The sequence below is a fragment of the Streptomyces sp. CoH27 genome, assembly GCF_020181035.1.
Lineage (GTDB): Bacteria > Actinomycetota > Actinomycetes > Streptomycetales > Streptomycetaceae > Streptomyces > Streptomyces camelliae.
Map to the genome: position 1 here is coordinate 253,908 of NZ_JAIQYY010000008.1, position 12,747 is coordinate 266,654.

12 protein-coding genes are annotated in these 12,747 nt (G+C 72.8%); all 12 read right to left on the reverse strand.

Annotated features, from left to right (window positions below; translation table 11 throughout):
* Positions 1-24: 24 nt before the first annotated feature.
* The 12 genes from LE548_RS15315 to LE548_RS15370 all read right to left on the reverse strand — a co-directional run bounded on the left by LE548_RS15315 (position 25) and on the right by LE548_RS15370 (position 12,605).
* A complete protein-coding gene (locus tag LE548_RS15315; RefSeq protein WP_225097377.1) occupies positions 25-1,248 on the reverse strand; it encodes a cytochrome P450 in 1,224 nt (407 codons plus the stop codon).
* Positions 1,249-1,306: 58 nt separating this feature from the next.
* Complete coding sequence (locus tag LE548_RS15320) at positions 1,307-1,801, reverse strand: hypothetical protein (protein ID WP_225097378.1); 495 nt, start codon at positions 1,799-1,801, stop codon at positions 1,307-1,309.
* Positions 1,798-2,265 carry a hypothetical protein gene (locus LE548_RS15325; RefSeq protein WP_225097379.1) on the reverse strand — a complete coding sequence of 156 codons (468 nt, stop codon included), beginning with the start codon at positions 2,263-2,265 and terminating at the stop codon, positions 1,798-1,800. The genes LE548_RS15320 and LE548_RS15325 overlap by 4 nt, the downstream gene beginning before the upstream one ends.
* Before the next feature lie 65 nt (positions 2,266-2,330).
* Positions 2,331-2,996, reverse strand: coding sequence for a response regulator transcription factor (locus LE548_RS15330; RefSeq protein WP_225097380.1), 666 nt, complete (start codon positions 2,994-2,996; stop codon positions 2,331-2,333).
* Positions 2,993-4,336, reverse strand: a complete 1,344-nt coding sequence (locus LE548_RS15335) for a histidine kinase (protein ID WP_225097381.1) — start codon at positions 4,334-4,336, stop codon at positions 2,993-2,995. The genes LE548_RS15330 and LE548_RS15335 overlap by 4 nt, the downstream gene beginning before the upstream one ends.
* Before the next feature lie 134 nt (positions 4,337-4,470).
* Positions 4,471-5,154 carry a response regulator transcription factor gene (locus LE548_RS15340; RefSeq protein ID WP_225097382.1) on the reverse strand — a complete coding sequence of 228 codons (684 nt, stop codon included), beginning with the start codon at positions 5,152-5,154 and terminating at the stop codon, positions 4,471-4,473.
* Positions 5,151-6,629 (reverse strand): sensor histidine kinase, encoded by a 1,479-nt coding sequence (locus LE548_RS15345; RefSeq protein ID WP_374116099.1) that lies wholly within the window; start codon positions 6,627-6,629, stop codon positions 5,151-5,153. The genes LE548_RS15340 and LE548_RS15345 overlap by 4 nt, the downstream gene beginning before the upstream one ends.
* On the reverse strand, positions 6,622-7,800 hold the full coding sequence (locus tag LE548_RS15350; protein WP_374116107.1) for an acyltransferase: 1,179 nt from the start codon (positions 7,798-7,800) through the stop codon (positions 6,622-6,624). Before LE548_RS15350 ends, LE548_RS15345 begins: the two co-directional genes overlap by 8 nt.
* A gap of 73 nt (positions 7,801-7,873) precedes the next feature.
* On the reverse strand, positions 7,874-8,818 hold the full coding sequence (locus tag LE548_RS15355) for an alpha/beta hydrolase (protein WP_374116100.1): 945 nt from the start codon (positions 8,816-8,818) through the stop codon (positions 7,874-7,876).
* A 660-nt stretch (positions 8,819-9,478) separates the two neighbouring features.
* The gene (locus tag LE548_RS15360) at positions 9,479-10,378 is read right to left on the reverse strand and encodes an alpha/beta hydrolase (RefSeq protein WP_225097384.1); all 900 of its coding nucleotides are present in this window, start codon (positions 10,376-10,378) and stop codon (positions 9,479-9,481) included.
* A gap of 192 nt (positions 10,379-10,570) precedes the next feature.
* On the reverse strand, positions 10,571-11,764 hold the full coding sequence (kynU, locus tag LE548_RS15365) for a kynureninase (RefSeq protein ID WP_225097385.1): 1,194 nt from the start codon (positions 11,762-11,764) through the stop codon (positions 10,571-10,573).
* Positions 11,757-12,605 carry a tryptophan 2,3-dioxygenase family protein gene (locus tag LE548_RS15370; RefSeq protein WP_225097386.1) on the reverse strand — a complete coding sequence of 283 codons (849 nt, stop codon included), beginning with the start codon at positions 12,603-12,605 and terminating at the stop codon, positions 11,757-11,759. Before LE548_RS15370 ends, kynU begins: the two co-directional genes overlap by 8 nt.
* Between the last annotated feature and the right edge of the window lie 142 nt (positions 12,606-12,747).

Below are 12,747 nucleotides of genomic sequence, written 5' to 3' on the forward strand. Positions count from 1 at the left end.
ACGGGGATCAGCCGGCCACGGTGCTCAGCCGACCTGCACGCGCAGCTCCTTGAGCCCCCGCATCACGAAGTTGGGCTTCCGCTCCGGCTCGGCCGCCAGGGCCAGGGCCGGAGCCCGCTCCAGCAGGGCCCGCGTCGAGGCGGCCAGCTCGATACGGGCCAGGGGCGCGCCGATGCAGTAGTGGATGCCCGCGCTGAAGGAGATGTGCGGGTTGTCCGTGCGGGTCAGGTCCAGCCGGCCGGGGTCGGCGAAGACGGCCGGGTCGTGGTTGGCGGACCCGAAGAGCATGGCGATCTCCGAGCCCCTCGGGATCGTCGTACCGTCGATCTCGATGTCGTCCAGCACCCAGCGCTCGAAGAGCTGCAACGGGGTGTCGTGGCGCAGCAGCTCCTCGACCGCGGACGGGATCAGGGAGTGATCGGCCCGCAGGGAAGCCAGCTGCTCCGGATTCCGGAACAGCGCGAACCATCCGTTGCCCGTGGCGTTGACCGTCGCCTCGTGCCCCGCGTTGAGCAGCAGCACGGCCGTGGAGATCATCTCCTGCTCGGTCAGCCGGTCGTCGTCCTCGTCGTGTGCGGCGATCAGCCCGGAGATGAGGTCCTCCCCCGGTTCCTTGCGTCGCGCGGCGATCAGCTCGCGCAGGAACTCCGAGAACTCGACGGACGCCCGAACCGCCCTGGCCGCCGTCTCCTCCGACGGATTCAGCTCGTACATCCCGCAGATGTCCGCGGACCAGGGCCGCAACTGCCCCCGGTCCCCCGCCGGGATCCCCAGCATCTCTGCGATCACCGCCACGGGCAGCGGCTCCGCGACGTCCGCGAGCAGATCCCCGCCCCCGTCCCGGACGAGGGCCGCCACCAGGTCGTTCGCCAGCGTCTCGACGTACGGCTTCAGCCGCTCCACCGTGCGCGGGGTGAACGCCTTGGACACCAGGCGCCGGATCCGGGTGTGGTCCGGCGGCTCCAGGTCGAGCATCCCGTGATCGTTGAGGGTGTGGAACGGCTCGTGTTCCGGCGGAGGCGCGGTCCGGCCGAACTCCTCGTGCGAGAACCGGTGCTGGTACGTCCGCCCCAGCCGCCGGTCCCGCAGCAGCGCCGAGACGTCCGCGTGGTGCGGGATCAGCCACTGGTCGGTCGGTTCGTACCGGATCGCCCGGCCGCGTGCGCGCAGCTCGGCGTAGGCCGGGTAGGGGTCGGCGACGAACGCCGGGTCCCAGGGATCGAAACCGAGGTCGGTGGGGCCTGCCATGCCGGGACGCTAACCCGCCGGACCGCCCTCTGACCAGGGGTGTCCGCCACTGACATGGTCAACCGTGGCCTTCGCTGAGGAAGTCGTAGTAGTCCTCCCCGCCGACGAGCACAGAGGTGACATGCACCGGCAGGCCCTCGGCGTCGCGCGGGACCTCCTGGGAGGTCTGCCGGGTGAAGCCCAGGGACACCCCGGGGATCACCGGATACTCGGGGCGGGACGTGTCGACCGTCCAGCCACGGGCGGCGGCACGGCGCAAGAGCCGCTCGGCCGGCGTGCCGAACACGTCGTCCCCGTCGAGCAGGACCCGTGTCGTGGACGTCCGGCCCTCTCCGGGCCACCACTGCTCGATCGCCGTCACCGCGGGACCGCCCTCCAGCAGCGCCTGCACCCCCACCCCGTCCAGGGACCAGGAGGCCTGCGCCGAACTCCGGCGCCCGAGGACTCTGGGCTCGCCCCAGCCGGGCACCGCCGCGATCGCCTCGTCGAGCGTCATGCCCAGCCGCAGCGGCGCCACACCGCGCGGCGGATCGAGGACGAGATCCACGGTCACGCGCCGGCCTCCCCACTGATCAGAACGTAGTCGTAGGAGAGCGGGTCGCCCTCCTCGTCCACCGGGTGTTCGTAGCTGCTCTCGTTCGCCAGGAACACCTTCAGCTCCGGCAGGGCGTCGAAGCCGAGGTCGTTCTCCTCGACGGTGTGGCCCCGTTCCGCGAGCTGTCCGATGAGGTCGGCGCTCGGGGTGCGGAAGACGTCGAGCCCGTCGAGCAGCACCCGCACGTCGGCGGCCTCGTTCCGGAACCGGAACAGCTCCACACCGCTCAGCGCGCCCTTGGTGAACCCGAGCATGATGCTCAGCCCGGACTCGTCGTGCGTGAGGGAGATCTGTCCCGGGACCGGATCACTCGCGACGACCCGGAAGAGACCCCGTTCCCGCACCGCGTCCCGCACCGCCTCGACCGACATGCCGAGCCGGAAACGCGCGACGCCGACATGCGGCAGCAGTTCGAGTTCCACGCCCGCTCCCCCGCTCATACTCCCCGTCGATGCGGTTCGATGCGGTACGACGTTACGACACCAGGTCAGCCCGGTGTGACCAGGCGGGCCTCGTACGCGAACACCGCCGCCTGGGTGCGGTCCCTGAGCCCCAGCTTGACCAGGATGCGGCTGACGTGGGTCTTGATGGTCGACTCCGCCACCACCAGGCGCTCGGCGATCTCCGCATTCGACAGGCCCTGGGCTATCAGGACCAGTACCTCCGTTTCCCGCTCGGTCAGTTCGCCGTAGGCCGTCTGGGCCGCCGGCATCAGGCGCGGGGGCTCGGAGAGGCGGGAGAACTCCGTGATCAGGCGTCTGGTGACCGAGGGAGCCAGCAGGGCCTCGCCGGTGGCGACCACCCGGACGCCGTCGGCCAGTTGGCGGGCCGAGGCGTCCTTCAGCAGAAAGCCGGAGGCGCCCGCGCGCAGGGCCTGGTACACGTACTCGTCCAGGTCGAAGGTGGTCAGCACCAGCACCTTCGCCGCCGCGTCCGCCGCGACGATCTCCCGCGTCGCCTCGATGCCGTTCAGCTCCGGCATCCGGATGTCCATCAGGACGACGTCCGGGGCCAGCTCGCGAACCCGGTCCACCGCCTCCCTCCCGTTGACGGCCTCGCCGACGACCTCGATGTCCGGCATCGCGTTCAGCAGGACCGAGAAGCCCTCGCGGACCATCATCTGGTCGTCCGCGATCAGTACGCGGATGGTCATGCGTCCCCTTCGCTCGCGGCGGCCGGCACCGGCAGGAACACCGTCACCTCGTAACCCCCGTCGTCCGTCGGGCCCGCCGTCATCTCGCCGTTCAGCATCGAGACCCGCTCCCGCATGCCCGTGATGCCGTGCCCGGCGCCCGGTGAGGGCTTGATCAGGTGGGGCGCGGGCGGAGCGGCGTTGACCATGCGCAGGCCCAGGCCGCCCAGAACATAGCCGATCTCCACGCGGGCGCTCGCCCCCGGTGCGTGCCGCAGGGTGTTGCTGAGGGCCTCCTGAACCATGCGGTACGCCGACAGCTCCACCCCCTGCGGGAGTTCACGGACCGCGCCCGTCACCACCTTGTCCACGGTCAGCCCGGCCTCGCGCACATTGGCCAGCAGCGCGTCCAGATCGGCGAGCGTGGGCTGCGGGGCGTCCGGGGCCTCGTAGTCCTCCGCGCGGACCACGCCCAGGACCCGGCGCAGCTCGGTCAGGGCCGCCACCGCGTTCTCCCGGATGGTGGCGAACGCCTTCTCCAGCTCCGGCGGCGGATTCTCCACCCGGTACGGCGCGGCCTCCGCCTGGATCGCGACCACCGACATGTGGTGGGCGACCACGTCGTGCAGTTCGCGGGCGATCGTCGTGCGCTCCTCCAGCAGGGTGCGGCGAGAGCGTTCGTGCGCCGTCACCGTCTGCTGCACGGTCATGTCCTGCTGGGCCTGCTTGCGTATGTGCCGGACCGTGACGATCAGCAGGATCAGCGCCGACAGGATCAGCATCGGGGCGGTGTCGGAGCCGAACCTGCCGCGGCCGAGGAGTATGTCGGCGAAGAGGCCGAACAATGCGGTCAGCACCCACATCCAGGCCGCCGTGCGCGGGCGGGTGCGCAGCGCGACGATCGTCATCACCAGCAGATGGGAGACGAAGCTGCCCGGCAGCCATGGCCAGCTGCCGTCGGCGGTACCGATCACGGACATGACGACCGTGGCCGCCAGCGACGCCCAGAACGCGCCCACCGGACGCACCAGGGTCAGCAGGACCGGCACCAGCGCGAGCAGCCCGCACAGCAGGGCCCTCACGGGCGCCTCCTCGTCCGTGAAGGCGAGGAACATGGCCACCGCGGCGCCGAGGCCCACCAGTACATGCGGGGTCCAGACTCCGTAGGACCGTATCCGGCCCGACGGATGCCCCGGCGAGCCGGCCTCGGCCCGCCGGGGCAGCGGGTCGTAGGCGAAGGCGTCCTCGAACATCTCCTGGCGCAGCCCCCGCAGGGCCTCCGCCGCGAGCCGCAGCTCCGGGCTGCGCGGCCGCCCGGCCGGGCCCGGCGGTGTCGTCTGCGTGTGCGTCGTCTCGGTCACGTACAGAACGGTAGGCCGGGCCCGGGGCCGCGGTCGTCCCCTTGGAGAGGGGTCCTTGGGGGTCCCTCTCAGGTACTACGGGTCTTCGGGGGCGCGGACCCGTAGGTGCCGGCGGGGCTGTGCCGGGCGGCCGGTCAGCGGGCGCCGCCCGGGCGGACCAGGCCCGACTCGAAGGCGAAGACCGCCGCCTGGGTGCGGTCCCTGAGCCCCAGCTTCACCAGGATCCGGCCGACGTGCGTCTTCACGGTCTGCTCGGCCACGACCAGCCGCTCGGCGATCTCCGCGTTCGACAGGCCCTGCGCGATCAGCGCCAGCACCTCCGTCTCCCGTTCCGTCAGATCACCGACGCGCTGCTTGAGCGGGGCCCGGCCGCCGCCGTCCAGCTGGGAGAACTGGGCGATCAGGCGCCGGGTGATGCCGGGCGCGAGCAGGGCGTCGCCCGCGGCCACCACCCGGACCGCCTCGGCCAGTTTGTCCGCCGAGGCGTCCTTGAGCAGGAAGCCGGAGGCACCGGCCCGCAGCGCCTCGTACACGTACTCGTCCAGGTCGAAGGTGGTCAGCACGAGCACCTTGACGGCGGGATGCTCCACCGTGATCCGCTGGGTCGCCTCCAGGCCGCCCATCTCGGGCATCCGGATGTCCATCAGCACGACGTCCGGGGCCAGTTCGGCGGTCCGGGCGATCGCGGCCCGCCCGTCCACCGCGTCCCCGACCACCTGGATGTCGGGCTGGGTGTTGAGCAGCACGGTGAAACCCTGCCGGACCATCTCCTGGTCGTCGGCGATGAGTACACGGATGGTGCCGGCACCGCTCGTCATGGGTCCTGTTCTCCTGTCGGTGGCTCGGGGCTGCTGTGCGGCGGAAAGGGCCGTTCGGTGTCCGTCGGCTTCGGGGTGCCCTCGCGCGGCAGGAACGCCGTCACCCGGAAGCCGCCGCGCCGGTCGCCCATCGCGACGACATGCCCGCCGAGCATCGCCGCGCGCTCCCGCATCCCGAGCAGACCGTGGCCGCTGCCGGGGGACGGCGGGGCCGGGCGGCTCGGGCGGGAGTTGGTGATGTCCAGGCAGATCCCGTCCGGATAGTGCAGGACCTCCACGCTGACCGACGCGCCCGGCGCGTGCCGCAGGACGTTGCTCAGGGCCTCCTGCACGATCCGGTACGCCGACAGCTCCACGCCCGGCGGATAGCCGCGCGGCTCGCCGTCCCTCTTCAGGACGACCTCCAGACCGGCCGCCCGGGTGTTCTCGATCAGCGCGTCCAGCCGGGCGAGGTTCGGCTGCGGGGCGTCGGGGGCCGGGCCGGTGCCGGGGGCGGACAGCCGGTAGGCGTCGTCCAGGGCCTCGGGGTCGCCCGGACCCGCCGACCGCAGCACCCCGAGCACACGGCGCAGCTCCGTCAGGGCCTCCAGGGCGTTGTTGCGGATCCCCGCCAAGTTCTCCTTGAGCTCGTCGGAGGGGTTCTCCACCAGGTGCGGGGCCACCTGGGCCTGGATCGAGATCACCGACATGTGGTGGGCGACCACGTCGTGCAGCTCGCGCGCGATACGGCTGCGCTCCTCCAGCAGGGCCCGGCGCGCCCGCTCCTCCGCGGTGATCGTCGTCTGCTCGACCAGTTCCTTACGGGCCTCGCTCCGGCCGCGCAGGGCCGAGCCGATGACGGCGGCAACGGTGAACAGACCGAAGGCGGCCATCCCCGTCGGGGAGTAGCGCTGCGCTCCTATGGGGCCTTCGACGACGAAGGTCACCAGGGCGCTCCCGCCGACCGCGGCGACCGTGCCGCGGGGGCGGACGCGCAGGGCGAGGAGCAGCAGCACGGCCATGTGGGCCAGCAGCGTCGGCGTGGTCCACGGCCAGTTGGGGCCGGGGAGCCGCAGCTGTGCCAGGTTCTGGCGGGCGAGCAGCGCGGTGAAAGTGGCGGCGGACAGGGACAGGGCCCAGGCAGGGACGGGTCGCCACAGAGCCAGGACGATGGCGGCGGCCTGGAGGAAGGTGCTCAGGAACGCCACAGCCATGGTGAAGCCGTAGCTGTTGGCCAGCTCCTCCCCGCCGGCGAGAGCGATGCCGAGGGCCAGATAGCCGACGAGGACGTAGGTGAGCAGGCGGGCCCAGCGGTACTTCGAGAAGGGCGGCGACTGCGCCGACGGCGCCTCGCCCAGCCAGACCCGGAGGCGGCGTCCGAGGCCGGGCCCGGCACCGGGGACGGTGGGCGCGGGAGTGGGAGTGGCACCGGCGGAGGGGTGGAACTGATCGAGATCGTGCGGGTCCGCGGGCTTCACGGAGTCAACCTTAGGCATGATGCGGGGACTTCGCTGGCGGCACGTGGCGGCGGACCACGCGCGACGTGCGGTGACGGGGACGGCGGGGACCCTGTTCGTGGTGGCGGAAGGCCGCCCGGCACAGGGCCAGGACGAGGGTGAAGACGGGGAGCCAGGCGAGGCGGTACGCCACCCAGTCCAGTGAGTCGGGGGCGGTGTGCAGACCGGGCAGCCGGCCGGCTGTCAGACCGGTCGCCGTCGTGGCCATCATCGCCGTCTGGTGCCAGAGATAGATGGTCATCGCGGAGAGGTTGACGAGGGCCACCGCCGACCAGAGCAACGGGCGGGCCATCGCGCGGCGCAGCCGGTCCCGCAGGAGCAGGGCCAGGCCGCACTGGGCCAAGCCGAAGGCGACGGCCGCGAGGGTCGGCGGGTCGAGGTTGGAGATCTTCGCGCCGGGGACGCCGACCATCGACGCCGGGTAGCCCGCGAAGCCGATGAGCAGCGCCGTGGCCGCCGTACCGCCGAGGAGGAGGACCCAGGCCGCGCGCCGGCCGTCCAGTTCGCCCCGGGTCCAGGCCGCGCCCAGGGTGTACGGCACGAGCCAGCCCGCCGGGAGGTTCAGCCAGGCCAGCCAGGAGGGGCCGAGGTGGAGGCCGAAGCGGAGCAGGTCGACATGCAGGACGACGGCCAGCGGCCACAGGGGGTTGAGGCGGGTGAGGAGCGGGGTGGCGGCGGTCAGGCCGGCGAAGACCAGCAGGAACCACAGCGGGGACAGAGCCAGCTTGAGCAGGGCCTCGATCGTGGCCGGCGGGGTGCCGGTGAGGAGGAGGGCCAGGGCCGCGACCGCCCACAGGCACAGCAGCGCGGCCACCGGGCGGAGCAGGCGGGCCAGCCGCGCCCGCAGCCAGGCGCCGTAGCCCTCGCCTCGCGCGCGGGCAGAGGCGAGGCTGCGGGTCGCCACATGGCCGCCGACCAGGAAGAACACGGCCAGGGTCTGGAACAGCCAGGAGATCGGGGCCAGCCAGGGCATGTGCTGGAGCGGGCTGGTGGTGTGCAGGCCGCCGTCCTTGGCGACCAGCGCGGTCACCAGCCAGTGGCCGAGGACGACACCGAGGATCGCGAAGGCCCGCAGGGCGTCGACCGCTCGGTCCCGGTCGGCGGGGGTGACGGAGTCGACCTGGTGCGCGGTACGGCGCAGGGCGTGCAGGGGGTGGAGCGGACGGAGAAAGTGGCGGTGAGGGGTGTGGGTCCGGGTGTGGACGGTGTGGAGTACGGCGGGCTCAGACACGGGTCACCTCCGAGGTCTCGCCGAGGGTGATCCGGGCCAGGTTGGCGAGGGAGGCCGAGCCCGGGGTGAAGTAGCCGCTGTGCTGGGCGCCGGCCGCGTCGAAGACCCGGGCGCCGAAGGCGGGGGAGACCGGGTCGGTGCCGAAGCCGAGGGTGGTGCCGAAGAGACCGACGCGGACGTGCGGGACGTGCGCCACCCAGTCGTCGCTGCCGCGGGCGGCCCAGACGCGGGCGCGGGCGTGCAGGCCGGCGGCGGAGTCCGCGCCGGTGCCGGGGCTGCCGACCAGGGCGATGTCGTCGGCGTCCAGGCCGGGGGCGGCCCGGCCGCAGACGACCGAGCCGTAGGAGTGGCAGAGCAGGGAGAGGTGTGCGCCCGGCTCGGTCGCGGCGCGCAGGTCTCGTACGAAGGCACGCAGGTGGGGGGCGGCTTCGTCGGCTCGGGTGGTCGTGGTGACCGTGGTGCTGACCGTGGCCGGGGTCGCGTAGCCGAGCCAGGCGATGACGGCGACGCGGATGCCGTGGGGGGCGCGATGGGTGAGGTCCGTGTACAGGGCCGCGGCGGCCTTGTGGAAGCGGGCGTAGGTGTCCAGCGAGGTGTCCGAACCGGGGACCAGTACGGCGATGTGGCCGGCGTGCGCCAGGTCGCCGAGCACCTCCGTGGCCTGGCCGGCGCCCCGGCCGTCGAAGGTGAGGAGCGTGCGGGCCGGGGCGGCGAGCGCGCGGTCGGCGGCGGCACGGTGGCTGTCCCCGTGGGCCGCGGCCATCCGGGCGGCCTGGGCCGCGTCGGCTCGGTTCGCCGCGTAGGTGGAGTGGAGGGTGGCCGCCGTGAGCGCGGGGAGACGGGCGGGCCGGGGGGCCGGTATCCCGGGATGCGTGGTGGCGGCGGAGAGGGCGGAGAGGGGGGCCGCGATGGCGGTGACGAGCAGGGCGGCGAACAACGCGCGAACGCATCCGCGGGCCCGGCCGCTTCGCTTGCCGACCCGCACCCCCCGTGACGCTTTCGTCGCCGGGCGCGGGTGGCCCTGGCGGGGGGCCATCGCCGCCGGCGGCTGCGGGTGAGGGGAAGGGGTGGCGGAGGGGCGATCGTCGATCGTCGCCGGGTGCGGGTGGCCCTGGTGAAGGGCCTTCGCCGCCGGCGGCTGCGGGTGAGGGGAAGGGGTGGCGGAGGGGCGATCGTCGATCGTCGCCGGGTGCGGGTGGCCCTGGTGGGGCAGATGCGCCGTCGGCGGCTGCGGACGCGAGGACGGGGACTGCGTGTCGGGTGTCGTGTGCGGGTCCGTTGTGGCTGGTCGCTCCCCCGAGCTCTCGACTTCGTTCGAGCAGGGAGGCCCCCCCATCGCGGCGGAGCCGTACAGGGATACAGCCCCGCGCCCCTCACGGGGCCCATCCACCGCCGGCATCTGCTGGTGGGCCCGGTGCCCGGTGTGCCCCATGGTCGGCTTCCTTTCAGAATGCCCGGCCATCGGGCTCTTCTGGCAAGGAAGTTATGGAGCGGAGCGTGTCGTCGGCGTCCCGCCTGAGAGCTGTCCTGCGGGGTAGCTCTCAGGTACTACGGGTATGACCGGGGCGGTCCCCGAGGTGCTCCCCCTGAGACGGGGTCACCAGGCCAGTTGGGCGATCTCCTCCGCCACCACCGCGCACGCGTCCGCGGCCGGGTCGATCAGGGGGAAGTGGCCCACGTCCTCCAGCAGGGTAAGGCCCACCACCTCGCCCGCCTTCGCCGCCGCGTCCGCGTACGACTCGGCCACCGCGTGCGGTACGACCAGGTCCGTACGGCCCTGGACCAGCGTCGTCGCGATGCCCGTCGGGAGCAGAAGGACGGGGTCGGCGTACGGGCGGCGGCCGGGGAAGGTGTCGTGGCCGCCCAGGAGTTGCAGGCTCGCGTTGCCGCAGACGTCCAGTTTCTCCGCCACCTCGAAGTCCGCGATGGGGGCCAGGGCGACGACGCCCCGCAGGGGTGCCGGGCCCGCCGTGCGCCACGGGGCGTCCGCCGGGAGGCAGTGCCGGGCCGCCGCCCACAGCGCCAGGTGGCCGCCCGCCGAGTGGCCCGTCAGCACCATGCGGCGCGGGTCGGCCTGCGGAAGCGCCGTACGCACGAGATCCGGCAGGGCGTCCAGGGCGGCCGCCACGTCGTCGAAGGTCTCCGGCCAGCGGCCGGCCGGAGGGACGGTCTCGCCCGTGTTCTGCTCGGGGATCAGGGACGACGAGGGCTCACCGCCGCGCCGGTACTCCACGTTGGCCACCGCGAAACCCCTACGGGCCAGGTAGTCCGCGAACGGCGTGATGTGCCGCCGGTCGTACCGGGCCCGCCACGCGCCCCCGTGCAGGACCACCACCAGCGGAGCGGAGACGTCCTGGTCGGACCGCGGTGCGTAGAAGTCGATCACCTGGTCGGGGTGGTCACCGTAGGCGGAGCTGACGTCGGGGTCGACCGGGGAGTGCGAGAAGGCCGACTCCTCTTCGGCGGCGGCGCGGGCTGCTGCGGCGTCGTCCGGCATGCTCCAACCTCTCAGTGATGGAACGTGTTTGGCGTGTGGCGGACCAGATGGGGAACTTCTCGTTCACCTTGGCGGGGACGGTATCAGGCCAGTGACGTGCGCGGACATGGGGATGTGACGGAGGGTGAGGGAAAACGGTTCTGTGTGGGCCCTGGGGGAGAGACCTGACCGGCCGCTCCCCCAGAGCTCCCGCTACGCCAGCTCCTCCGCCAGGATCCGCGCCGCCCGCTCCGTCTCCGCGAAGCCGACGTACAGCGGGGTGAAGCCGAAGCGCAGGACGTCCGGGTGCCGGAAGTCGCCCACGACACCCCTGCTGATCAGCCGCTTCATCACCGCACCGGCGTCCGGACAGCGCAGGGCGACCTGGCTGCCGCGCTCCTCGTGCCGCTCGGGTGTCACCGACTCCACGCGGCCCGGCTCGGTGTACGCCCGCACGCAGCGCAGGAAGAAGTCCGTCAGGGCGAGGGACTTCGCGCGGACGGCCGCGACCGAGACGCCGTCCCAGACCTCCAGGGCCGCCTCCAGGGCCAGCATGGACAGGATGTCCGGCGTGCCCACCCGGCCGCGCAGCGCGCCCGGCGCCGGGGCGTACGACGGGCTCATGCCGAACGGGTCGGTGTGGGAGTTCCAGCCGGGCAGCGGGGAGTCGAAGCGGGACTGCAGCTCCTGGCGGACGTAGAGGTACGCCGGTGAACCCGGGCCGCCGTTCAGGTACTTGTAGGTGCAGCCGACCGCCAGGTCGACCCCGTGCTCGTCCAGGCCCACCGGCAGCGCGCCCGCGCTGTGGCACAGGTCCCAGACGGCGAGGGCGCCCGCCGCGTGGATCGCCGCGGTCAGCCCCGGCAGGTCGTGCAGACGGCCGGTGCGGTAGTCGACGTGGTTCAGCAGGACCGCCGCCGTACGCTCGCTCAGGGCCGCCGGCACCTCCGCCGGGGTCACCGCGCACAGGGTGTGGCCGGTCAGGCGGGCCGCCGACTCGGCCAGGTAGCCGTCCGTGGGGAAGGTCGTCGCGTCGACGAGGATCTCGCTCCGGCCCTCACCGGCCTCGTCCGCCATCCGTACCGCGGCCACCAGTGCCTTGAACACGTTGACACTTGTGGAGTCACCCACGACGATCTGGCCGGGCGCCGCGCCGACCAGCGGGGCGATCAGGTCACCGATCCGCTCGGGCGCGGTCCACCAGCCGCTCTCGTCCCAGGAGCGGATGCGCAGCTGGCCCCACTGGCGCCGGACCACGTCCGCGACCCGGTCGGGGACGTGGGCGGGCAGCGCGCCGAGCGAGTTGCCGTCCAGATACACCACATCGTCGAGGACGAAGCGGTCCCGGAGCGGCGCCAGTTCGTCCGCGGCGTCGAACTTCTCTGCTTCCAGGGCCAGTTCAGACATGGGACCTCGCCGTCCACAGCTCGGGGAACACGTTCTTGCGGGCGCGCTTCTCCAGCCAGGCCACACCGGCCGAGCCGCCCGTGCCGGGCTTGGCGCCCATGGCGCGGCGGGTGGCGACCAGGTGGTCGTTGCGCCAGCGCCACACCAGTTCGGCGACGTCGGTCAACGCCTCGCCCAGGCGGGCCGGCTCGGCGTCCGGGTCGCCGGAGTAGATCGCCGCCCAGGCCTGTTCGACCTGGTCGGAGGGCTCGTAGCGCTGGGAGACGTCACGCTGGACGACGGCGGCGGGGACGGCGTGGCCGCGGCGGGCCAGGAAGCGGAGCACCTCGTCGTACAGGCTCGGCTCGTGCAGCGCCTTCTCCAGTTCCGCGTGAACGCGGGGGGCGCCGCGGTGCGGTACGAGCATGGACGCGGACTTCTCGCCGAGCAGGAACTCCATGCGCCGGTACATGGCCGACTGGAAGCCGGAGCCCTCGCCGAGGGCGGAGCGGTAGGAGTTGAACTGCGCGGGGGTGAGCTGGGCGAGCGGGGTCCAGGAGGCGTTGAGGGCCTCCAGCTCCCGTACGGAGCGCTTCAGCGCGGCGATCGCGGTCGGCGCGTCGTCCGAGCGGAGGGCGTTCGCCGCCGTCTCCCACTCGTGCACGATCACCGTGAACCACAGCTCCATCACCTGGGTCGTGACCAGGAAGACCATCTCCCCGGGATCGTCGGAGAGGGTGTGCTGGAGGTGGGTGAGCACGTCGGCCTTGACGTAGTCCTCGTACGGCGTGGTGCCGGCGAAGTCGAGATGCGGGGTCTCGGGCTCCTGAGTCTCGATCGACAGATGAGCCTGTTGGGACATCGCTGTCTCCTGTTGTACTCCGGGTAGCGGTCCGCCCCTGCCGATTCCGGCACGGGGGCCCCGGTCCCCAACGGCATCCTCCGTAATCGACTCCCGTACGGCAAGGCCCGTCCGTTGCCGGACGGGCCACACCGGTCCCTTG